At 46.1% G+C, this 23,547-nt stretch carries 19 protein-coding genes and 1 pseudogene; 14 read left to right on the plus strand and 6 right to left on the minus strand.

Annotation, left to right across the window (positions count from 1 at the left end; all coding sequences use genetic code 11):
* From L3V32_RS24395 to rpoC, 9 genes and pseudogenes are all read left to right on the plus strand, one after another.
* Window positions 1–121: pseudogene (locus L3V32_RS24395) on the plus strand (elongation factor Tu); the annotation flags it as partial.
* A gap of 266 nt (window positions 122–387) precedes the next feature.
* The gene (gene secE / locus L3V32_RS24400) at window positions 388–768 is read left to right on the plus strand and encodes a preprotein translocase subunit SecE (protein WP_005397258.1); all 381 of its coding nucleotides are present in this window, start codon (window positions 388–390) and stop codon (window positions 766–768) included.
* 13 nt (window positions 769–781) lie between these two features.
* Complete coding sequence (gene nusG, locus L3V32_RS24405) at window positions 782–1,330, plus strand: transcription termination/antitermination protein NusG (RefSeq protein WP_005384681.1); 549 nt, start codon at window positions 782–784, stop codon at window positions 1,328–1,330.
* A 164-nt stretch (window positions 1,331–1,494) separates the two neighbouring features.
* On the plus strand, window positions 1,495–1,923 hold the full coding sequence (gene rplK, locus L3V32_RS24410; protein WP_005384682.1) for a 50S ribosomal protein L11: 429 nt from the start codon (window positions 1,495–1,497) through the stop codon (window positions 1,921–1,923).
* A 4-nt stretch (window positions 1,924–1,927) separates the two neighbouring features.
* A complete protein-coding gene (gene rplA / locus L3V32_RS24415) occupies window positions 1,928–2,629 on the plus strand; it encodes a 50S ribosomal protein L1 (protein ID WP_005384683.1) in 702 nt (233 codons plus the stop codon).
* A gap of 293 nt (window positions 2,630–2,922) precedes the next feature.
* Window positions 2,923–3,417 carry a 50S ribosomal protein L10 gene (gene rplJ, locus L3V32_RS24420; RefSeq protein ID WP_005397270.1) on the plus strand — a complete coding sequence of 165 codons (495 nt, stop codon included), beginning with the start codon at window positions 2,923–2,925 and terminating at the stop codon, window positions 3,415–3,417.
* 57 nt (window positions 3,418–3,474) lie between these two features.
* The gene (gene rplL / locus L3V32_RS24425) at window positions 3,475–3,843 is read left to right on the plus strand and encodes a 50S ribosomal protein L7/L12 (protein ID WP_005397273.1); all 369 of its coding nucleotides are present in this window, start codon (window positions 3,475–3,477) and stop codon (window positions 3,841–3,843) included.
* A 252-nt stretch (window positions 3,844–4,095) separates the two neighbouring features.
* A complete protein-coding gene (rpoB, locus tag L3V32_RS24430) occupies window positions 4,096–8,124 on the plus strand; it encodes a DNA-directed RNA polymerase subunit beta (RefSeq protein WP_005397275.1) in 4,029 nt (1,342 codons plus the stop codon).
* 103 nt (window positions 8,125–8,227) lie between these two features.
* Window positions 8,228–12,430 carry a DNA-directed RNA polymerase subunit beta' gene (gene rpoC, locus L3V32_RS24435; protein WP_005397277.1) on the plus strand — a complete coding sequence of 1,401 codons (4,203 nt, stop codon included), beginning with the start codon at window positions 8,228–8,230 and terminating at the stop codon, window positions 12,428–12,430.
* 187 nt (window positions 12,431–12,617) lie between these two features.
* Here rpoC and L3V32_RS24440 read toward each other — a convergent pair whose 3' ends face one another.
* Window positions 12,618–13,109 carry an Rsd/AlgQ family anti-sigma factor gene (locus L3V32_RS24440; RefSeq protein ID WP_031780615.1) on the minus strand — a complete coding sequence of 164 codons (492 nt, stop codon included), beginning with the start codon at window positions 13,107–13,109 and terminating at the stop codon, window positions 12,618–12,620.
* Window positions 13,110–13,286: 177 nt separating this feature from the next.
* On the opposite strand from L3V32_RS24440, the gene nudC reads away from it, so the two are divergent.
* Both nudC and hemE read left to right on the plus strand, forming a co-directional pair.
* Window positions 13,287–14,084, plus strand: coding sequence for an NAD(+) diphosphatase (gene nudC, locus L3V32_RS24445; RefSeq protein ID WP_237285468.1), 798 nt, complete (start codon window positions 13,287–13,289; stop codon window positions 14,082–14,084).
* Window positions 14,085–14,330: 246 nt separating this feature from the next.
* Window positions 14,331–15,398, plus strand: coding sequence for a uroporphyrinogen decarboxylase (hemE, locus tag L3V32_RS24450; protein ID WP_006743188.1), 1,068 nt, complete (start codon window positions 14,331–14,333; stop codon window positions 15,396–15,398).
* A gap of 238 nt (window positions 15,399–15,636) precedes the next feature.
* Here hemE and L3V32_RS24455 read toward each other — a convergent pair whose 3' ends face one another.
* A complete protein-coding gene (locus L3V32_RS24455; protein ID WP_104974710.1) occupies window positions 15,637–16,209 on the minus strand; it encodes a uracil-DNA glycosylase family protein in 573 nt (190 codons plus the stop codon).
* A 2-nt stretch (window positions 16,210–16,211) separates the two neighbouring features.
* Entirely contained in the window at window positions 16,212–17,135 is a 924-nt protein-coding gene (locus L3V32_RS24460) for a D-2-hydroxyacid dehydrogenase (protein ID WP_237285470.1), read from the minus strand.
* Window positions 17,136–17,201: 66 nt separating this feature from the next.
* Here L3V32_RS24460 and L3V32_RS24465 point away from each other — a divergent pair, with 66 nt between their 5' ends.
* Window positions 17,202–17,789 carry a YjaG family protein gene (locus tag L3V32_RS24465; protein WP_065644987.1) on the plus strand — a complete coding sequence of 196 codons (588 nt, stop codon included), beginning with the start codon at window positions 17,202–17,204 and terminating at the stop codon, window positions 17,787–17,789.
* 79 nt (window positions 17,790–17,868) lie between these two features.
* On the opposite strand, the gene L3V32_RS24470 is transcribed toward L3V32_RS24465, so the two are convergent.
* A complete protein-coding gene (locus tag L3V32_RS24470; RefSeq protein ID WP_237285472.1) occupies window positions 17,869–19,002 on the minus strand; it encodes a hemolysin family protein in 1,134 nt (377 codons plus the stop codon).
* Between the two features lie 253 nt (window positions 19,003–19,255).
* Here L3V32_RS24470 and hupA point away from each other — a divergent pair, with 253 nt between their 5' ends.
* Window positions 19,256–19,528 carry a nucleoid-associated protein HU-alpha gene (gene hupA / locus L3V32_RS24475; RefSeq protein WP_005382524.1) on the plus strand — a complete coding sequence of 91 codons (273 nt, stop codon included), beginning with the start codon at window positions 19,256–19,258 and terminating at the stop codon, window positions 19,526–19,528.
* Window positions 19,529–19,567: 39 nt separating this feature from the next.
* Window positions 19,568–20,266 carry a DUF1481 domain-containing protein gene (locus tag L3V32_RS24480; RefSeq protein WP_237285474.1) on the plus strand — a complete coding sequence of 233 codons (699 nt, stop codon included), beginning with the start codon at window positions 19,568–19,570 and terminating at the stop codon, window positions 20,264–20,266.
* Window positions 20,267–20,349: 83 nt separating this feature from the next.
* Here the strand turns inward: L3V32_RS24480 and purD are convergent, their stop codons facing one another.
* Together purD and purH are read right to left on the minus strand one after the other, a co-directional pair.
* Complete coding sequence (gene purD / locus L3V32_RS24485; RefSeq protein ID WP_046874616.1) at window positions 20,350–21,639, minus strand: phosphoribosylamine--glycine ligase; 1,290 nt, start codon at window positions 21,637–21,639, stop codon at window positions 20,350–20,352.
* A gap of 154 nt (window positions 21,640–21,793) precedes the next feature.
* On the minus strand, window positions 21,794–23,386 hold the full coding sequence (purH, locus tag L3V32_RS24490) for a bifunctional phosphoribosylaminoimidazolecarboxamide formyltransferase/IMP cyclohydrolase (RefSeq protein WP_237285476.1): 1,593 nt from the start codon (window positions 23,384–23,386) through the stop codon (window positions 21,794–21,796).
* Between the last annotated feature and the right edge of the window lie 161 nt (window positions 23,387–23,547).

The following is a 23,547-nucleotide window of genomic DNA, read 5'->3' on the forward strand; positions in this document are numbered from 1 at the left end:
CAACGTACAGATGACTGTTGAGCTAATCGCACCAATCGCAATGGACGAAGGTCTACGTTTCGCGATCCGTGAAGGTGGCCGTACAGTAGGTGCTGGTGTTGTTGCTAAGATCTTCGACTAATTCATAGCGAATTAGCGATGCTTTCGGAAAATCTTGAATTAGATTTGACGAACCAGTAGCAAAAAGGGCATCATTTGATGCCCTTTTTCTGCACTCAACATTATTTTTGCTGTTTTCTTGTTCAGAAGTGGGTTGGGCGCAGAGCAAGATTAAGCAAAGATGCTTAATCTTAAGAAGAGTACGCTGATTTTTTCAGCGATATGGAGTTTGCCCTGCAACAGCGGGGTTGTTGTCGTCTATATTAAGACTTGTAACAGGTTGGTTTTATGAAAGCAAATAATGCTGAAACTCCTGATAGCTCAAACGCAGCAGATACGTTTAAGTGGTTAGCCGCTTTCGTATTGGCAGCTGCCGCTGTTGTGGGTAATTACCTGTATGGTGAAATGTCTGTAGTGGTTCGTGCTGCAGGCGTTGTTGTTCTTATTGCAGCTGCCTTAGGCGTTGCAGCAACAACGACTAAAGGTAAAGCAGCGATCAGTTTTGCAAAAGAATCGCGTATGGAAGTACGTAAAGTTGTTTGGCCTACTCGCCAAGAAACCATGCAAACAACACTGATCGTTTTAGCTGTAAGTATTGTAATGGCTCTAGTGCTATGGGGTATTGACGGAATTATGGTTCGTCTAGTAGCTCTAGCAACTGGGGTATAGAGGGTTTTTATTCATGAGTGAAGCTCCAAAAAAACGCTGGTATGTGGTTCAAGCCTTCTCTGGATTTGAAGGTCGTGTAGCTCAATCTCTGCGCGAGCATATCAAAATGCACGGCATGGAAGAGCTATTCGGTGAAGTACTGGTTCCTACTGAAGAAGTAGTAGAAATGCGCGCGGGTCAGCGTCGCAAATCTGAGCGTAAGTTCTTCCCTGGTTACGTCCTTGTTCAGATGATTATGAACGATGAATCATGGCACCTAGTACGCAGTGTGCCGCGTGTCATGGGCTTCATTGGTGGTACCTCAGACCGTCCGGCACCTATCACGGATAAAGAGGCTGACGCGATTCTTAATCGTCTTGAGAAAGCGAGTGAAGCGCCTCGTCCACGTACAATGTACGAAGCGGGTGAAGTGGTACGTGTTAACGAAGGTCCATTTGCTGACTTCAACGGTACTGTTGAAGAAGTGGATTACGAGAAGAGCCGCCTGAAAGTGTCTGTCTCGATCTTTGGTCGTGCGACACCAGTTGAGCTTGAATTTGGTCAGGTTGAAAAGCTGGACTAAGACTCTTCGTTAAAGAGTATAAAAAATCACCTTTTTAGGGTTGTATAAGGCGCGGATTATGACTATAATTTCGCGCCTTTTTACTTCAAGTGAAGTAAAAAGTTTCTTACACAAACGGGGAGCTGATCCGCGATTAGCGTTTGTACCCAAACTTAGGAATTATCATGGCTAAGAAAGTTGAAGCTTACATCAAGCTACAAGTTGCTGCTGGTATGGCTAACCCTAGTCCACCAGTAGGTCCTGCACTAGGTCAACACGGTGTGAACATCATGGAATTCTGTAAAGCGTTCAACGCAAAAACAGAATCTATTGAGAAAGGTCTACCAACTCCAGTAGTTATCACAGTATACAGCGACCGTTCTTTCACGTTCGTAACTAAGACTCCACCTGCTGCAGTTCTTCTTAAGAAAGCTGCTGGCGTTAAGTCTGGTTCAGGTCGTCCAAACACTGAAAAAGTTGGTACTGTAACTGACGCTCAAATCCAAGAAATCGCAGAAACTAAAGCTGCTGATATGACTGGTGCTGACATCGAAGCGATGAAGCGTTCTATCGCTGGTACTGCTCGTTCAATGGGCCTAGTGGTAGAGGGTTAATAAGATGGCAAAACTAACTAAGCGCATGCGCGTAATCCGCGAAAAAGTTGACGTAACTAAAGAATACGAAATCAACGAAGCTGTTGCTCTTCTTCAAGAACTAGCGACTGCGAAATTCGTTGAGTCTGTAGACGTTGCTGTTAACCTAGGCATTGATGCTCGTAAATCTGACCAGAACGTACGTGGTGCAACTGTACTACCTCACGGTACTGGCCGCGAAATCCGCGTTGCAGTGTTCACTCAAGGTGCTAACGCTGAAGCAGCTAAAGAAGCTGGCGCAGACATCGTAGGTATGGAAGATCTTGCTGAGCAAGTTAAGAAAGGCGAAATGAACTTTGACGTAGTTGTTGCTTCTCCAGATGCAATGCGCGTTGTAGGTCAACTAGGTACTATCCTAGGTCCTCGCGGTCTTATGCCAAACCCTAAAGTTGGTACTGTAACTCCTAACGTTGCTGAAGCAGTTAAAAACGCTAAAGCTGGTCAGGTTCGTTACCGTAACGACAAAAACGGCATCATCCACACTACTATCGGTAAAGCAAACTTCTCTGCTGAGCAGATCAAAGAGAACCTAGAAGCACTTCTAGTTGCTCTGAAGAAAGCTAAGCCATCTTCAGCGAAAGGTACTTTCCTGAAGAAAGTAAGCATCTCTACTACTATGGGTGCTGGTGTTGCTGTTGATCAGGCTAGCCTGAACACTCAAGCATAATTTATTTGCTTAGGCGCAAAATTAGTGTATAATTTTGCGCCTAATATTTGTGGTTGGGGCTGAACTTTGGTTCTTTGAACTGTCTCCTAGTTCGAAATGAATTAAGACCCAGTCTCCGTCCAAGACCGTAGGTGTTTGTGTAAAAGCAAACTTAATTATCCTACGTAGATGGTGCCCGAACTGACAGAAAGCTCTATGTAATATAGTTAACTTTCTTCTGGGGAAGCACCTCAATAGCTCTCACTGTCGTGATGATAGTGAGTGGTGTAACGACAACCAGGAGTAAATCCAAGATGGCTTTAAACCTTCAAGACAAAAAAGCAATTGTTGCTGAAGTCAACGAAGCTGCCAGTGGTGCACTTTCTGCAGTTGTAGCTGATTCTCGTGGCGTTCAAGTTGGCGCGATGACTTCTCTACGTAAACAAGCTCGTGAAGCTGGCGTTTACATGAGAGTTGTTCGTAACACTCTTGCTCGTCGTGCGGTTGAAGGTACTGAGTACGAGTGTCTAACTGACACTTTCACTGGTCCTACACTAATCGCATTCTCTAATGAGCACCCAGGTGCTGCAGCGCGTCTTTTCAAAGACTTCGCTAAAGAGAACAAAGATTTCGAGATCAAAGCTGCTGCTTATGAAGGCGCTTTAACTGACGCTGAAGTACTAGCAACACTACCAACTTACGACGAAGCAATTGCACGCCTAATGATGTGCATGAAAGAAGCTTCGGCTGGCAAGCTGGCGCGTACTATCGCAGCTATCCGCGATCAAAAACAAGAAGCAGCGGCATAAGCCTTGCTTTTTACTGGTTGCTTAATAAACTTATTGTTGACTTAAAAGAGAATTGTTATGTCTATTACTAACGAGCAAATCCTAGACGCAGTTGCAGAAATGTCTGTAATGCAAGTTGTTGAACTAATCGAAGCAATGGAAGAGAAATTCGGTGTTTCTGCTGCTGCTGCTGTTGTAGCTGGCGGCGCTGCTGGCGGCGAAGCTGCTGCTGAGCAAACTGAATTCGACGTAATCCTAGAAGCTGCTGGCGGTAACAAAGTTGCTGTAATCAAAGCAGTACGTGGCGCAACTGGCCTAGGTCTTAAAGAAGCTAAAGCTCTTGTAGACGGCGCTCCAGCACCTCTTAAAGAAGGTGTTGAGAAAGCAGAAGCTGAAGCTCTTAAAGCTCAGCTAGAAGAAGCTGGTGCAACTGTTGCTGTTAAGTAATTATTGCATAGTTTCTTAGCCTAACGGCTAATTGGCTGGTGGTTTTTTAACCACCGGCCTTTTTGCGCTGTAGGGTATAGGCGAATTTTCCCGCTGTTTAAGCGCCTGATATCCATGCAAAAAACATTTCATTCTTACGAAATGAAATGTCACTACAGTAAACAGCTATATTAGTCACTGTCCCTTACCCCCCTTAAGTAACTAGGAGCGGGCGGACAGTTTGGGTCACTTATCAGCGAGCTGAGGAACCCCATGGTTTACTCTTATACCGAGAAAAAGCGCATCCGTAAGGACTTTGGTACTCGTCCACAAGTTTTGGACATTCCATACCTGCTATCGATCCAGCTCGATTCGTTCGACAAATTCATCGAACAGGATCCTGAAGGTCAATACGGTCTTGAAGCCGCTTTCCGTTCTGTATTCCCGATTCAGAGCTACAACGGCAATTCTGAGCTGCAATACGTTAGCTACCGTCTTGGTGAGCCAGTTTTTGACGTTAAAGAATGTCAAATCCGCGGTGTAACTTACTCAAAGCCACTACGTGTAAAACTACGCCTAGTTATCTTTGATAAAGACGCGCCAGCAGGTACTGTAAAAGACATTAAAGAACAAGAAGTCTACATGGGTGAAATTCCACTCATGACAGATAATGGTACCTTCGTAATTAACGGTACCGAGAGGGTTATCGTATCCCAGCTGCACCGAAGCCCAGGCGTGTTCTTCGACAGCGATAAGGGTAAGACCCACTCTTCAGGTAAAGTTTTATACAACGCGCGTGTTATTCCTTACCGTGGTTCATGGCTTGATTTCGAGTTTGATCCTAAGGATAACTTGTACGTTCGTATCGACCGCCGTCGTAAGCTACCAGCATCGATCATTCTTCGTGCACTAGGTAAGTCGACAGAAGAAATCCTAGATCTCTTCTTCGAGAAAGTGAACTTCGAAGTGAAAGACCAAACTCTATTGATGGAGTTGGTCCCAGATCGTCTACGTGGTGAAACTGCGTCATTCGACATCGAAGCGAATGGTAAAGTTTACGTTGAGCAAGGTCGTCGCGTAACAGCTCGTCATATCCGCCAACTAGAAAAAGATGGTGTTGATCACATCGAAGTACCAGTTGAGTACATCGTAGGTAAAGTTGCATCAAAAGATTACATCAATGAAGCAACTGGCGAGATCATTGTTAACGCTAACCAGGAAATCAGCCTGGAAGCACTAGCGAACCTATCTCAGGCTGGCCACAAAGCGCTAGAAGTTCTATTTACGAACGATCTAGACCACGGTCCATTCATGTCAGAAACACTACGTATCGACAGCACGGTTGATCGTATTTCTGCATTGGTAGAAATCTACCGCATGATGCGCCCTGGTGAGCCGCCAACAAAAGAAGCTGCAGAAGCTCTATTCGAAAGCCTATTCTTCTCTGAAGAGCGTTACGATCTATCGACTGTTGGTCGTATGAAGTTCAACAGCTCTATCGGCCGTGAAGATGCTCAAGAGCAAGGCACACTTGATGAAACTGATATCATCGAAGTGATGAAGAAGCTGATCGCGATCCGTAACGGTAAGGGCGAAGTGGACGATATCGACCACCTAGGCAACCGTCGTATCCGTTCTGTAGGCGAAATGGCTGAGAACCAGTTCCGTGTAGGTCTAGTACGTGTTGAGCGTGCAGTTAAAGAGCGTCTAAGCCTAGGCGATCTTGACGCAATCATGCCTCAAGACTTGATCAACGCGAAGCCAATTTCTGCGGCAGTTAAAGAATTCTTTGGCTCTTCACAGCTTTCACAGTTCATGGACCAAAACAACCCGCTATCAGAAGTAACGCACAAGCGTCGTATTTCTGCATTGGGTCCTGGCGGTCTAACTCGTGAACGTGCTGGCTTCGAAGTACGTGACGTACACGTAACGCACTACGGTCGTCTATGTCCTATCGAAACGCCTGAAGGTCCAAACATCGGACTGATCAACTCTCTATCTGCGTTTGCGCGTTGTAACGAGTACGGTTTCCTAGAGACACCATACCGTCGCGTTGTAGATGGCGTAGTAACAGACGAAGTAGATTACCTGTCTGCAATCGAAGAAGGCCAATTTGTTATCGCTCAGGCGAACGCTAAGCTAAACGAAGATGGTACTTTTGCAGATGAGCTGATCACAGCTCGTCAGAAAGGTGAATCTGGTCTACACCCTCGTGAGCACGCTCAGTACATGGACGTTGCGACAAACCAGGTTGTATCTATCGCTGCATCGCTTATCCCGTTCCTAGAACACGATGATGCGAACCGTGCATTGATGGGTGCGAACATGCAACGTCAGGCAGTTCCGACACTGAAAGCTGACAAACCGCTTGTTGGTACTGGTATTGAACGTAACGTAGCCGTTGACTCAGGTGTAACTGCAGTTGCGAAACGTGGTGGTGTAATCCAGTCAGTAGATGCTTCTCGTATCGTTGTTAAAGTAAACGAAGAAGAGCTAGTACCAGGTGAAGCTGGTATCGATATCTACAACCTGACTAAATACACACGTTCTAACCAGAACACATGTATTAACCAACGCCCATGTGTGATGCCAGGTGAACCTGTATCACGCGGTGACGTGCTTGCTGATGGTCCTTCGACAGACCTAGGTGAGCTAGCGCTTGGTCAAAACATGCGTATCGCGTTCATGCCTTGGAACGGTTACAACTTCGAAGACTCGATCTTAGTATCTGAGCGCGTAGTTCAAGAAGACCGCTTCACGACAATCCACATTCAAGAACTTACTTGTGTGGCGCGTGATACTAAGCTGGGCTCTGAAGAGATCACAGCTGATATTCCAAACGTAGGTGAATCTGCTCTGTCTAAACTAGACGAGTCAGGTATTGTTTACATCGGTGCTGAAGTTAAGGGTGGCGACATCCTAGTTGGTAAAGTAACACCTAAAGGTGAAACTCAGCTAACGCCTGAAGAGAAGCTACTACGTGCAATCTTCGGTGAAAAAGCATCTGACGTTAAAGATACTTCACTACGTGTACCTAACTCTGTATCAGGTACGATCATCGACGTTCAAGTCTTCACTCGCGATGGCGTAGAGAAAGACAAGCGTGCGCTTGAAATCGAACAGATGCAGCTTAAAGAAGCGAAGAAAGACCTAACTGAAGAATTCCAGATTCTTGAGGGCGGCCTTCTAAACCGTGTTAAAGCTGTATTGATTGAAGGCGGTTACTCTGAAGCGAAACTAGACACTACTGATCGTAAGAAGTGGCTAGAACTAACGCTAGAAGATGACGCACTACAAACTCAGCTTGAGCAACTTGCTGAGCAGTGGGACGAGCTAAAAGCTGACTTCGATAAGAAGTTCGAAACTAAACGTCGTAAGATCACTCAAGGTGATGATTTAGCACCTGGCGTACTGAAGATCGTTAAGGTTTACCTAGCGGTTAAACGTCGCATTCAGCCTGGTGATAAGATGGCGGGTCGTCACGGTAACAAGGGTGTAATCTCTAAGATCAACCCTGTTGAAGACATGCCATACGATGAAAAAGGTCAGCCTGTAGACATCGTACTTAACCCACTGGGTGTACCTTCGCGTATGAACATCGGTCAGATCCTAGAAGTACACTTAGGTCTGGCTGCGAAAGGTATCGGTGATAAGATCAACCAGATGGTTAAAGAGCAGCAAGAACTAGCGAAATTCCGTGAGTTCCTACAAAAAGTTTACGACCTAGGCGACACTCGCCAGAAAGTAGACATTGCTTCTCTATCTGATGATGAAGTACGTACTCTGATCAAGAACTTGCGTGGCGGTCTACCAATCGCGACTCCTGTATTTGATGGCGCTCCAGAAGAGTCAATCAAAGCACTTCTTGAGCTAGCAGATCTACCAACATCGGGTCAGTTAACACTGTTTGATGGTCGCACAGGTGATGCGTTTGAGCGTCCTGTAACTGTTGGTTACATGTACATGCTGAAACTGAACCACCTTGTTGATGACAAGATGCACGCTCGTTCAACTGGTTCGTACAGCCTAGTAACTCAGCAGCCACTAGGTGGTAAAGCTCAGTTCGGTGGTCAGCGTTTCGGTGAGATGGAAGTATGGGCACTAGAAGCATACGGTGCTGCTTACACGCTACAAGAAATGCTAACGGTTAAGTCGGATGACGTTAACGGCCGTACTAAGATGTACAAAAACATCGTAGACGGTAACCACAGCATGGAACCTGGCATGCCAGAATCGTTCAACGTACTGTTGAAAGAGATCCGCTCGCTAGGTATCAACATCGAGCTAGAAGACGAAGAGTAATCCTTTCTCTCTTGATGAAAGTCGAGAGAATCAAAGCGATTATTTGGAAGAAGGTGCTCACTTTAGCGAGTGAGCTCCTTTTAACTCCTTACAGGAGCTGATTGTGAAAGACTTATTAAACTTTCTAAAAGCACAGCATAAGACCGAAGAATTTGATGCAATCAAAATCGGTCTATCTTCACCAGACATGATCCGTTCATGGTCTTTTGGTGAAGTTAAAAAACCTGAAACGATCAACTATCGTACGTTCAAACCTGAACGCGATGGTCTGTTCTGTGCGCGTATCTTTGGTCCAGTTAAAGACTACGAATGTCTTTGTGGTAAGTACAAGCGCCTGAAGCACCGTGGTGTTATCTGTGAGAAGTGTGGTGTAGAAGTTACACAAACTAAAGTTCGTCGTGACCGTATGGGCCACATTGAACTGGCTTCACCAGTAGCTCACATCTGGTTCCTAAAATCGCTACCGTCTCGTATCGGTCTACTAATGGATATCCCTCTACGTGATATCGAACGTGTTCTGTACTTCGAAATGTACGTAGTAACAGAGCCTGGTATGACTGATCTAGAAAAAGGTCAGATGCTTACTGAAGAAGAGTATCTAGATCGTCTAGAAGAGTGGGGCGACGAGTTCACTGCTAAGATGGGTGCGGAAGCTATCAAGGACCTACTAGGTTCTATGGATATGCACGCTGAAGCAGAACAAATGCGTGAAGAGTTAGAGACAACAAACTCTGAAACTAAGCGTAAGAAAGTAACTAAGCGTCTTAAGCTGGTCGAAGCGTTCATCGCATCGGGTAACAACCCAGAGTGGATGATCCTAACTGTACTTCCAGTACTTCCGCCAGATCTACGTCCTCTAGTACCTCTAGATGGCGGTCGCTTTGCGACTTCTGATCTTAACGATCTATACCGTCGTGTGATCAACCGTAACAACCGTTTGAAGCGTCTTCTAGAGCTAGCTGCTCCGGACATCATCGTACGTAACGAAAAACGTATGCTGCAAGAGTCTGTTGATGCGCTACTAGATAACGGTCGTCGTGGTCGTGCGATCACAGGTTCTAACAAGCGTCCTCTGAAATCTCTTGCTGATATGATCAAGGGTAAACAAGGTCGTTTCCGTCAGAACCTTCTAGGTAAACGTGTAGACTACTCTGGCCGTTCTGTAATCACAGTAGGTCCATACCTTCGTCTACACCAGTGTGGTCTTCCTAAGAAGATGGCACTTGAGCTATTCAAACCATTTATCTACAGCAAGCTAGAGACTCGTGGTCTTGCGACTACAATCAAAGCTGCTAAGAAAATGGTAGAGCGTGAAGAAGCGGTCGTTTGGGATATCCTAGACGAAGTAATCCGTGAACACCCAGTACTATTGAACCGTGCACCGACACTTCACCGTCTAGGTATCCAAGCGTTCGAACCAGTACTGATCGAAGGTAAAGCGATTCAGCTACACCCACTTGTTTGTGCGGCGTACAACGCGGACTTCGATGGTGACCAAATGGCGGTTCACGTACCTCTAACTCTAGAGGCACAGCTTGAAGCTCGTACTCTGATGATGTCGACAAACAACATTCTGTCGCCAGCGTCAGGTGATCCGATCATCGTACCTTCTCAGGACGTTGTATTGGGTCTGTACTACATGACTCGTGAAAAGATCAACGTGAAAGGTGAAGGCATGTACCTTTCTGGCCCAGAAGAGGCTGAGAAAGCATACCGCACTAAACAAGCTGAGCTTCACGCACGCGTTAAAGTACGTATTACAGAAACTGTTGTAGACGAAGACGGCAACAGCACTACAGAAACCAAGATGGTAGACACCACTGTTGGCCGTGCAATGCTATGGCAAATCGTGCCAGCTGGTCTACCGTACAGCATCGTTAACCAGAAGCTAGGTAAGAAGCAAATCTCTAACCTACTTAACGAGGCGTACCGTAAACTAGGTCTGAAAGACACAGTAATCTTCGCTGACCAAATCATGTACACCGGTTTCGCGTACGCGGCACTTTCTGGTGTATCTGTTGGTATCGACGATATGGTTGTACCAGCAGCTAAGTACACTGAAATCGCAGAAGCGGAAGAAGAAGTACGTGAAATCCAGGAACAGTACCAATCAGGTCTTGTTACTGCGGGCGAACGCTACAACAAAGTTATCGATATCTGGGCATCGACCAACGACCGTGTTGCGAAAGCAATGATGGAAAACCTTTCATCTGAAACGGTAGTTAACCGTGACGGTGAAGAGGAACAGCAAGAGTCATTCAACAGTATCTACATGATGGCGGACTCGGGCGCTCGTGGTTCTGCAGCACAGATTCGTCAGCTTGCGGGTATGCGTGGTCTGATGGCGCGTCCAGATGGTTCAATCATCGAAACGCCGATCACAGCAAACTTTAAAGAAGGTCTAAACGTACTTCAGTACTTTATCTCAACGCACGGTGCTCGTAAGGGTCTTGCGGATACGGCACTGAAAACAGCGAACTCGGGTTACCTAACTCGTCGTCTAGTAGACGTTGCTCAAGACGTTGTTGTAACTGAACATGACTGTGGCACTCACGAGGGTGTTGACATGATGCCTCACATCGAGGGTGGTGATGTTAAAGTTGCACTTTCTGAGCTTGCTCTTGGTCGTGTTGTTGCTGAAGACGTGCTAAAACCTGGCACTGAAGACGTTCTTATTCCACGTAACACCCTGATCGATGAGAAGTGGTGTCAAATCATGGAAGAGAACTCAGTAGACAGCATGAAAGTGCGCTCTGTAGTAACGTGTGATTCTGACTTCGGTTGTTGTGCACAGTGTTACGGTCGTGACCTAGCACGTGGCCACCTAGTGAACCAAGGTGAAGCAGTAGGTGTTATCGCTGCTCAGTCTATCGGTGAACCAGGTACACAGCTTACCATGCGTACGTTCCACATCGGTGGTGCGGCATCGACAGCAGCGGCAGAGAACAGTGTTCAAGTTAAGAACAACGGTTCTATCAAGCTACACAACGCTAAATCTGTACTAGCAGATGACGGTAAGATCGTTATCACTTCTCGTGCGACAGAGCTAACTATTATTGATGAGTTTGGTCGTACGAAAGAGAAACACAAACTGCCTTACGGTACGCTACTAAGCAAAGGCGATGGCGATACAGTTCAAGCTGGCGAAACAGTTGCAAACTGGGAAGCGCACACACTACCTATCATTACTGAGGTAGCAGGTCGAATCCAGTTCGTAGATATGATCGACGGCGTAACAGTATCTCGTCAAACTGATGACCTAACTGGTCTATCTTCAAGCGAAGTAACTGACCCAGCAGCTCGCCCTTCAGCAGGTAAAGATATGCGTCCAGCTATCAAACTTGTTGACGAGCAAGGTAACGATGTAATGATCCCTGGTACTGATATGCCAGCTCACTACTTCCTACCTGGTAAAGCGATTGTTAACATCGAAGATGGCGCAGCAGTAGGTGTTGGTGCGACACTAGCACGTATTCCTCAGAAGTCTGGCGGTAACAAAGATATCACCGGTGGTCTTCCACGAGTTGCTGACCTATTTGAAGCACGTAAGCCGAAAGAGCCTGCAATCCTTGCTGAGCACACAGGTACTGTGAGCTTCGGTAAAGAGACCAAAGGTAAACGTCGCTTAGTGATCACACGTGAAAGCGGTGAAGCTTACGAAGAGATGATTCCTAAGCATCGTCAGTTGAACGTATTCGAAGGTGAAAAAGTTGAACGTGGTGACGTGATCGCAGATGGTCCAGAGTCTCCACACGACATCCTACGTCTACGTGGCGTACACGCGGTAACGCAGTACATTGCTAACGAAGTACAGGAAGTTTACCGTCTACAAGGCGTTAAGATTAACGATAAGCACATTGAAACTATCGTTCGTCAGATGCTACGTAAGTGTACTATTACTCACTCTGGTGACTCTGAGTTCCTACCTGGTGAGCAGATTGAGTACTCACAAGTTAAGATTGCTAACCGTAACCTAGAAGCTGAAGGCAAAGAGCCTGCACGTTTCGAACGTGAACTACTAGGTATCACTAAAGCATCTCTAGCGACTGAGTCGTTCATCTCTGCGGCATCGTTCCAGGAGACAACTCGCGTACTAACAGAAGCAGCGGTTTCTGGTAAGCGTGATGACCTACGTGGTCTGAAAGAGAACGTAATTGTTGGTCGTCTGATCCCAGCTGGTACTGGTTTCGCATACCACCAAGAGCGTCAAGCTAAACGTTCTGAAGCGCAAGATGGTCCTTCTGCTGAGCAAGCAACGGACAACCTAGCGGCACTTCTAAACGCTGGTTTCTCTTCTGAAGAGTAAGCCATTTAACGAGTAATCGTTAGAAGCTTAAGAAAAAAGGCACCTTCGGGTGCCTTTTTAGTTTTTATCCTGCCTTTTTCTTCGAGAGGGTTCTTAGAGAAGGGAATAGTGATAAGGCTAGAAACAAAAAAGACCGACGATGATCGTCAGTCTTTTCTATCCTTCAGTCTCTGAATGTTCGCAAACACTAAGCCCCTGGGGGCATAGACAGACTTTCTGCAATCTGCTGTATCAGATAGTCCTCGACTTCAAATCGAGTCTCAAGAATTTCGCCAATGAGACACATATCAGAATCGAAATCATCTAATTCATCATCTTCAGTAACTTCTGAGTACTTATCGTTAAAGTTCAATAGTGGTTCAGTTGTCAGGACTATTTGGCCATAAGTTTGATTGATCTCATTGGTCACGACAAAGCCAGTTGCTTTCCAGCGATCCATAACCATGTCATAGATTTTAAAATGGCCCTCGGAGATGTAATCAACGAGATGCTGACAGAAATCCTGCAATTCGGAAGGAGATGGGAGTTCAATAACATTGGTTTTCGAACAAGGTTGCAGTGCTGCAAGCTTACAATATTCAACAATCAGGGATTGTCGTGTCTCTAACCAGTGATCAATGACATCACTTGAGCCACCCCACTGGTCTTGTGTTTGTTTGAATTTTTTTAGCATGACCATGCCCTCATGATCTGATCGCCTGTTGGCGAACGTATCCTTTGCAAAGCAAAGTTAGTAAAGTTATTACAAACTCTTGTCCTTACTAGAATTTAGAGTGCGAATTTACTTAACGACAAACTCTAGTATGAAATTAGATTGCCAGTAAAATGAACGAACTTCAAGCAAAGGGATGGTGTAATGTTAAGAAAAGGTGATGTTAACCGCGCGATAAATGCATACTGGTGTGTTGTTGCAGGAAGTGAAATTTGGCTGGTGGATGGTGCTGTGCCTTTCGGATCTGCAGAGCAGTTATCACTGCCTGAAGTGAGTGCAAGACCCATTGGTGAGTATTCTGGTTCGCCCGTCATGTGGCTTAATTTGTCTGATTTGGAGCATGATCTACCATTAGCCTCACTGCGCGACTGCCTGCATTTTCCTGAGCCATTATTTATGTTGTTAAGTAAAGCGGTCCAGTATGGGCACATGACGCAAAGTCTGCGTTTTTGCCCACAGTGCGGTGGAAGAAACTTTCTTAATAATAACCAGTTAGCTATGCAGTGTGGCGAATGCCGTACTCTCCATTATCCTCGAATATTTCCATGTATTATCGTTGCTGTGCGTAAAGAGAATCAGATCTTATTGGCTCAACATCCAAGGCATCGAAATGGTATGTATACCGTCATTGCGGGTTTTCTAGAAGTGGGTGAGACATTAGAAGAGTGTGTGGCTCGAGAAATTCATGAAGAAACAGGAATTCTCGTTAAAAATATTCGTTACTTTGGCAGCCAGCCTTGGGCTTTCCCATCGAGTATGATGATGGGGTTTTTAGCTGACTATGAATCGGGAGAGTTAAGTCCAGACTACACTGAGCTGTCTGATGCACAATGGTTTGGTATTGACGAGATGCCGCCTGTTGCGCCTAAAGGAACGATTGCAAGAGCGCTTATCGAACAAACGCTACAAGATATTGATTCTAATTATCTGATAAATAGATAAAAAAAACCCTCCGAGAGGGAGGGGGTAAGTAAGATGTCGTTATGAGATGCTGAGTACGGGTACTCAGTTTATAATTGTAGTTTTCGCTAGCGAACAAATTTTTAACACTGATACCGATTGGGTGCAAATTAAGCATTGATTTAAAAGTTAATAACTTGATCCAGGTTGCAAAGCACACAGCTATTGGACTTAAATCAGTGATAGAATACCCCCTTTCACAGAAAGCCTAACAGTTGGAATTACGGAATGACTGAATTAAAAAATGATCGTTATCTGCGTGCGCTTTTAAAAGAGCCGGTAGATTACACGCCAGTATGGATGATGCGCCAGGCAGGTCGTTACCTACCAGAATACAAAGCGACTCGTGCAGAAGCGGGTGATTTCATGTCTTTGTGTCGAAATGCAGAATTAGCATCCGAAGTGACACTTCAACCATTACGCCGTTTTCCTCTTGATGCCGCGATCTTATTCTCGGACATCTTAACGATTCCAGATGCAATGGGGCTTGGTTTACGTTTCGCTGCGGGTGAAGGACCTGTTTTTGATAATCCAATTACATGTAAAGCCGACGTGGAAAAAATTGGTTTGCCAGATCCTGAAGGTGAACTGCAATACGTAATGAACGCAGTACGCCAGATCCGTAAAGACCTGAAGGGTGAAGTGCCGCTGATTGGTTTTTCTGGTAGCCCTTGGACTCTTGCGACGTACATGATCGAAGGTGGTAGCTCTAAAGCGTTTACCAAGATCAAGAAGATGATGTACGCGGAACCACAAACTCTGCACCTACTTCTAGATAAGCTGGCAGATAGCGTTATCGAGTACTTAAACGCGCAAATTAAAGCGGGTGCGCAATCGGTAATGGTATTTGACACATGGGGTGGCGTACTAACGCCTCGTGATTACAATCTGTTCTCACTGCAATACATGCACAAGATCGTTGATGGTCTGATTCGTGAAAACGATGGTCGTCGCGTGCCAGTCACACTGTTTACTAAGAATGGCGGTATGTGGCTTGAGCAAATCGCAGCAACGGGCTGTGATGCGGTTGGTCTAGACTGGACAATCAACATTGCAGACGCGAAGGCACGTATCGGTGATAAAGTGGCGCTGCAAGGTAACATGGACCCATCCATGCTTTACGCTTCACCAGAGCGTATCCGCGAAGAAGTAGCGGATATCCTAGAAGGCTTTGGTGATACGGGTACTGGTCATGTGTTCAACCTAGGCCATGGTATCCACTTGGATGTACCGCCAGAAAACGCGGGCGTGTTTGTAGAAGCAGTACACGAGCTATCTAAGCCATACCACAAGTAAGTTAGATTTTTTGAAATCCAATACCGGCCTTCAGTGCCGGTATTTTTTTACCTAAAATTCAATTTTTTATCTGAAACTCAAGGCTGTACAGCTCTAGTAGCATTTGGCCTACTATGATCTAATTACTATTTAGTCTGTACGCTTATTGTTTAATCTTATTATAAACAACAGCTTAGCGGTTTGTGTTTGTGTGCTCATTTTCTTGTACAGATAAAAAATCAATTAGATCATGGGTAACCTAAAGCATCGAGTGAACGCGTTTTTTAAGGTATGGCACGACTTCAGATTCAAACCAAGGATTCTTCTTTAACCACAATGTATTACGTGGAGAAGGATGAGGAAGCGGGATAAAATCAGGTTCCCAATCCTGCCATCGCTGAACAGTTTGCGTGAGTGTTTTGGGCTTATTGGCCAGGTAGTACTGCTGCGAGTACTGACCAATTAGTAGAGTGAGCTCTATATTGGGCAGCTGCTCAAGAATCTTTTTATGCCAAGTGGGCGCACATTCTTTACGAGGCGGTAAATCACCAGAGTTCCCTTTGCCTGGATAACAGAATCCCATTGGGACAATGGCAATTTTATTTGGGTCGTAGAAAACGTCTTTGTCGATATCGAGCCATTGGCGTAATCGATCACCACTTGGGTCATTCCAAGGTATCGAAGTTTTGTGTACACGTGTGCCTGGGGCCTGACCGATGATTAGGATGCGTGCCCCTTTTGCGGCTTGTACGACAGGGTTTGCACCCAAAGGTAAATTATCCGCGCAAATCTGACAGGCCCTCACTTGCTGCAATAGCTCGTCTAACGACATTCTTAGTAACCCTTTTCGAAATCCACTTGATAATTTAATGAAAACCCATCGCGCCAGCGTAGATAGTTGTCAGCAAAAATCTCGATGACTTGCTCGGGAAAACTCAGCGCAGCAATGTGTGGAGTGATGGTGACTTGCGGTAGTTTCCAAAACGGATGTTCTACCGATAACGGTTCTTGCTCAAACACATCTAAGAAGGCGTGTTCTACCCAACGGTTTTTCAGAGCGAAGAGCAACCCTGCCTCATCCAGTACGTCGCCACGACCTACGTTAAACAATAACGCCTGACTTAGTTGGCTGAGTGTTTGACGATTGAGTAACTGTTGCGTCTCCGGTGTACTTGGTAGGGTATTCACAACAATGTCGGCTTGTTCAAATGCCTTACTTAGTTCACTGATATGAAAGGTCTGATGAAATTCACCACCTGAGGTGGGAATACCTGTGCGGTTCATACCGATGGTTTTTATTCCCATTGCTTTAGCGGCATTGCCCAAATAACACCCAATGCTACCAGTACCGAGAATCACCATGGTTTTACTTTGTAATGATGTATAGAGATGAGGCTGCCATCGTTTGTTTTGTTGTTGCTGGTGGTACCGGGCAAAGTGGCGGTAATGGGCAATACTGTAACCCAAAACATATTCAGCAATCAGTGGACCAAAGATGCCTCGAACGTTAGTTAGAGTATAGTCCTGACGAAGGCTAGGGGATGTTAAGGCGTTGACACCAGCAAACGTGGATTGCACCCATTCAAGCTGTGAAAATTCGTCTAAGCTTTGTGATAGTAAGGGTGGGTCCGCTAGTGCGATCTGAGCGGCTTCTGGTTCGTCGGTGAGGCAAAGATCGGGCAGATTTTTCTCTGCCAGTAACGTTTTGTAGGTGTCGCGATGCTCTGAGAGCAGGAAAATCTGATTTGAATGCGGCATTAACTTTTTTCCCTGTGATGAATCAAGTACACTTTCGCTGTTTTTTTCTTCAATGATTGAGTGACTATGCTTAAGAATCCTCTTCAGGTTCGTTTAGAAAAACTAGAACCTTGGCAACAAATTACCTTTATGGCGTGTCTATGTGAACGCATGTATCCAAACTATGCGATGTTTTGTGAGAACACAGAATTTGCTGACCCGCGTGCTTACCGAGCGATTCTTGATAGTGTATGGGAAATTTTGACAGTTAAGAACGCGAAAATTAACTTCGAACGTCAATTAGAGAAGTTAGAAGAGTTGTTCCCAAGTGCGGATGAGTTCGATTTTTACGGGGTTTACCCAGCGATGGACGCGTGTCAGGGTTTGTCTACGTTACTGCATGGCCTATTGGATCGCGACTACCTTTTCGATTCAATGCTTAAAGTGAGCCAACAGTCGGTACAAACCGTTGCTGATCTAGAGCAAGCGCAAGGTGAAGAGCCAATCACCAACGACAATCAGAAAGAAAATGAAGCCGTATGTGAAGAATGGGACGTGCAGTGGGCTATTTTCCGTCCACTACGTGAAGCGGTAGAGCGTGACATCAGCTTGATTAAAGATTTACGTGAAGAGTTACGTGAAGAAGGCGTGAGCAACATCGGCATCGCACTTTAATCGTTGAGTAGATAGAAAAAGGCATCCCAAATGGATGCCTTTTTGTTTGCGGCGTTTGAGCGGTTATGCCCAATGCTGATTACGATTCTTTAGAGTCTGGTTTTGTCGCTTCTTGAGTTTCTGGCGCCTTGTGATGCTTCTCCAGTTCTTCCTCTTCTTCATCGTCATCGCGGCTTTCGATTACGCCGTGCATCTCTTTCCAACTTTCCCAGCGTTGGTAAGCCAGCTCTTGCATGTCGGTACTTTTATCCGCTTCATCGATGATTTCTTCACCCACGAGGTGTTCAAAAATATCCTCCAACGTCACCAAGCCTTGCACAGTACCGTATTCGTCAACGACAAGGGCTAGCTGTAGGCGATGAGTCATCATCTGGTCAAACACTTTCGGTAAAGTCGTGTTGTTTAGCACCACTTGAATCGGGCGCATGATTGCTCCCAGTTGTTTCTGTCCACAACCTGATTGTTGGAGTTTGAACAACTCAAGGCGGTGCACAAAACCAATGATATTGTCTTTCTGCTCGCTATAAACCAATGGGCGGGAGAAAGGTGTATCCTTGTGTTTTTCTAGGAACTCATTGATGGTCATCGTGGCATCAATACGGAATACCACAGGACGTGGGGTCATAACCTGAGTTACAGGTACATCTTGGATGCCAAGCAAGTTGCTTAATATTTTTGATTCACCCTCGGCAAATTCACCGCTTTCACGTGCCAGAATCGCCATTGCCGACAGTTCATCGCGCATCTTGGGTGCTTCGTGGTTACGAGCAAGACGCTTGGTGATTTGCTCTGAAAACCATACGAATGGTGTTAGCGCCCATACCATCCAGCGTAATGCGACTGCCGCGGTTGGCGCCAATTGACGCCAGTAAGTTGCGCCAATTGTTTTCGGTACGATCTCTGAAAGCACCAAGATCGCCAGTGTGAGCACTGCCGAAAAGATACCTAACGCTTCGCTACCAAATACCACCGCAGCTTGTGCACCAGCAGTGGCCGCGCCGATGGTATGAGCGATGGTATTTAGAGTTAGAATGGATGCCAATGGCCGGTCGATATCTGATTTTAGCTTAGCCAGTTGCCCAGCTGCGGGATGCCCCTGTTGATTGAGCTGCGCAATGTAGCTCGGACTGATACTCAGCAGTACCGCCTCCAGCACCGAACAGATAAACGAAATGCCGATTGCAATAGAGATATAAATGGATAACAGCAGCATAGTTGCCCTTGAATGTAGTTTGATAGTGGTTATTTGCAGCTATTATAACCGCAAAAGTGCCTTATAAATTGGTCCAAATACCTTGGAAAGCAAGGGTTTTCAGGGGGGATGTGGTAACAAATTGTGAGTTATTACTCATATTATGGCTAAAAGTACGTCAGAAAATCGAAAGATCGCTTACAAACCTTTGCCAGATGGGGCATTTATGTTTTAGAGTGAGACGAATTCGATAACCTATGAGAAGGGAAACCTAATGAACAAGACCCAATTAATCGACTTTATCGCAGAGAAAGCAGACCTATCAAAAGCACAAGCAAAAGCTGCTCTTGAAGCGACTCTTGATGGTGTAACTGGTGCACTTAAAGAGGGTGACCAAGTTCAACTAATTGGTTTTGGTACATTCAAAGTAAACCACCGCGCTGCACGTACTGGTCGTAACCCTAAGACTGGTGACGAGATTCAAATCGCAGCAGCTAACGTACCTGCATTCGTAGCAGGTAAAGCGCTGAAAGAATCAGTAAACTAAGTTAGAATGCACCGAGGTATCCTGCCTCGGTGCAACTTCATGAAAAAACATCTAATCGCTTCACTTCTCTTATCTAGCTTTACCCTTTTTGGCTGTTCGTCGGTTGAAACTCCTAATTTAGAACAATTCACTCACTTCTCTGGCGGCAAAGTTGATGGAGACGCAAGTAGCTTGTACTGGATGACCGAGAAACTCACTCGCGTGAGTACGGCGGCTGATTACGTGACGATGGGGGATAATGGCTGGTTTCAAAGTGACTACCGTTGGGATGAAGGTGAGCTTCGAGAGTTGATTCGAAAAGGTGAGCAAGTTGATACCAAGCAAGAGTTGGTGCCTTTTCAAATCCACATCCGTTTTAATAAAGATGGCGAAGCGGTTTACCAACAATATCGCGTTAATCGTAAAGTTTTACCACTTCAGCATGAACAATTAGAACGTTACAAGACAGAAGCGAATGATGTAGTGGCGTCGGTTAAGGCGCAGTCTCGTAACAGTCAGAGCCTCATTCAAGGTTATTGGAATGGCCAATCGTTTGAAACCTGCAAAGGTAAAGCGTTCTCGACACTCGAGTTTAATCAGACGTTGCCAAAATTTATTATCGAGCGTCTCTCCTCTGTAGACAGTTACGTGGCTTTTGTCGGCAAGCAGTCACGAAATAAAGCAACGGTTGATGAACTGTTGATGCTCAATGATGATGACTTTGATTGTGTACCACGACCAACATTACTCGCTGAGTAAGCTTGGTGAGACTTACTTGCTGACAGAGTAATAAAAAAGGCGCTGAATGCGCCTTTTGTTTTTTTAGCCAACTTAAGTTGTTTTTATTTTTCTTGCTCACGTGCAATCGCACGGTAGCCAATGTCACTGCGATGGAACATGCCGTCCCAACTGATCTGTTTTGCAAGCTCGTAAGCGCGTTGCTGCGCTTCTGATACGCTATTGCCAAGTGCGGTTGCACAAAGAACACGACCGCCGTTTGTTACGATGTTGCCATCTTTATTGTCTGTACCCGCGTGGAAGACTTTCTCGCCTTCAATTTCAACTTGTGGCAGACCAGAGATCACATCGCCTTTGTTGTACGCTGCTGGGTAACCACCGGCTGCGAGCACGATACCAATCGACGCACGTGGATCCCATTTTGATTCCACTTGATCCAGTTTTTGGTCAATCGCAGCCAAGCAAAGATCAACCAGATCCGATTCCATACGCATCATGATTGGTTGTGTCTCTGGATCACCGAAGCGGCAGTTGTACTCGATCACTTTAGGCGTACCATCTTTGTCGATCATCAGACCCGCGTATAGGAAACCTGTGTATGGGTTACCTTCAGACGCCATGCCACGTACCGTTGGGTAAATGACTTCTTCCATGATGCGGTTGTGAATTTCTGGTGTTACCACAGGAGCTGGCGAGTACGCGCCCATGCCACCAGTGTTAGGACCTGTATCTTTGTCACCTACGCGTTTGTGATCTTGGCTGGTGGCCATTGGCAGAACGTTCTCACCATCCACCATCACGATGAAGCTTGCTTCTTCGCCATCTAGGAACTCTTCGATAACCACGCGGCTGCCTGCGTCACCAAATGCGTTGCCTGCTAGCATGTCTTTGATTGCGTCTTCGGCTTCTTCTAGCGTCATTGCCACAATCACGCCTTTACCAGCCGCAAGGCCGTCGGCTTTCACCACAATCGGTGCACCTTGCTCACGCACGTAAGCAAGCGCTGGTTCAATTTCTGTGAAGTTTGCGTATGCACCGGTTGGGATTTGGTGACGAGCAAGGAAGTCTTTAGTAAATGCTTTAGAGCCTTCAAGCTGCGCTGCGGCTTGGGTAGGACCAAAGATTGGTAATCCCGCTTCGCGGAACGCATCCACCACACCAATCACCAGTGGTGCTTCAGGGCCAACGATAGTCAGTTCAATCGCCTTCTCTTTTGCAAAAGCAACAAGGCCAGCGATGTCTTCTACATCGATGTTTACGTTCTCTAGTTTTGGCTCTAGTGCCGTACCTGCGTTGCCTGGAGCAATGAAAATAGTCTCAACATTTGGGTTTTGCGCTGCTTTCCAGCCTAGCGCATGTTCACGACCGCCTGAACCAATGATTAAAACTCGCATATGAAAATCCTTAATCTTATAAATACTGTTTACTCAAAGTATTTGATGATGTGGCTAGGCAACAATTGAGCCCATCCCGGAAACATAGCTAGCTACGTAACCGGGGTGGCCGAAAGCAGTTAACAATGCCACAGTGCCAAATACGATGAGGAAATTAGTGGCGGAAGTGACGCATACCCGTGAAGATCATCGCCATGCCGTGCTCATCTGCTGCTGCGATAACTTCGTCGTCACGCATAGAGCCACCTGGCTGAATTACGCACTTAATGCCGGCTTCTGCTGCGGCATCGATACCGTCGCGGAATGGGAAGAAAGCGTCAGATGCCATTACGCTACCGGCAACTTCTAAGCCTTCATCTGCGGCTTTGATGCCGGCAATTTTCGCTGAGTAAACGCGGCTCATTTGGCCTGCGCCTACACCGATAGTCATGTCGCCTTTCGCGTAAACGATCGCGTTAGATTTCACGTATTTCGCTACTTTCCAGCAGAATAGGGCGTCTTTTAGCTCTTCTTCTGTCGGCTGACGTTTAGACACGACTTTAAGATCGTCTAGGCTTACCATGCCTTGGTCGCGGTCTTGAACCAGTAGACCACCGTTGACGCGTTTTACGTCAAAGCCCGTTGTCTTCGTTGACCACTCGCCACACTCTAGTAGACGTACGTTCTTCTTCGCTGCAACGATTTCAATCGCTTCAGCAGAAACAGAAGGTGCGATAATCACTTCAACGAATTGACGCTCAACGATAGCGCTAGCCGTTTCAGCATCTAGCTCTTGGTTGAATGCAATGATGCCGCCGAACGCTGATGTTGGGTCAGTTTGGTAAGCGCGGTTGTATGCTTCTAGAATGTCTTTACCCAGCGCTACACCACATGGGTTCGCGTGTTTTACGATCACACATGCTGGCTCGTTGAACTCTTTCACACACTCAAGTGCGGCGTCCGTGTCTGCGATGTTGTTGTAAGAAAGGGCTTTACCTTGGATTTGGCGAGCAGTAGAAACAGATGCTTCTTGTGGGTTTGCTTCAACGTAGAATGCGGCTGCTTGGTGGCTGTTCTCACCGTAGCGCATGTCTTGCTTCTTCTCGAACTGTTGGTTGAACGTACGAGGGAATTTGCTCTCTTCATCACCTTCTTTGTTCTCACCGTAAGATGGAACCATAGTGCCGAAGTAGTTTGCGATCATGCCATCGTAAGCGGCAGTGTGTTCAAAAGCAGCGATGGCAAGGTCGAAGCGAGTTTCGAGAGTGAGAGATTTGTCGTTTGCGTCCATCTCTGCAATTACGCGGCCGTAATCATGAGCGTTCACAACGATAGTCACGTCTTTGTGGTTTTTCGCTGCAGAGCGAACCATCGTTGGGCCGCCGATATCGATGTTTTCAACCGCGTCAGCTAGTGTACAGCCTTCTTTTGCAACGGTTTCAGCGAATGGGTATAGGTTAACAACGACCATGTCGATTGGATTGATGCCATGTTTTGCCATCACGTCGTCATCTTGACCACGACGACCAAGTACACCACCGTGAACTTTCGGGTGAAGCGTTTTAACGCGGCCGTCCATCATTTCTGGGAAACCTGTGTAGTCAGAGACTTCTGTTACTGCGATGCCTTGTTCGGCAAGTAGGCGTGCTGTACCACCAGTAGATAGGATATCGACACCGCGCTCAGCAAGAGCTTGTGCAAACTCAACAATACCTGTTTTGTCTGATACGCTGATAAGCGCACGGCGAATAGGACGAGCGTTATTCATGCTTCCATTTTCCTCAAATTCACGGAGTTAAAGATGTTTGCCAAAAATGAACTTGTTTTTACCTCTTGGGGTAAAATATTGGCCAGTTTTGGTAAAGACCTTTGCCGGATGTTTTCTGGTTAGAAAACAGTCTCCACATTTGATGGCGCGTATTCTAACCA

This window comes from Vibrio sp. J2-4 (assembly GCF_021728155.1).
Classification (GTDB): Bacteria; Pseudomonadota; Gammaproteobacteria; order Enterobacterales; family Vibrionaceae; genus Vibrio; species Vibrio diabolicus.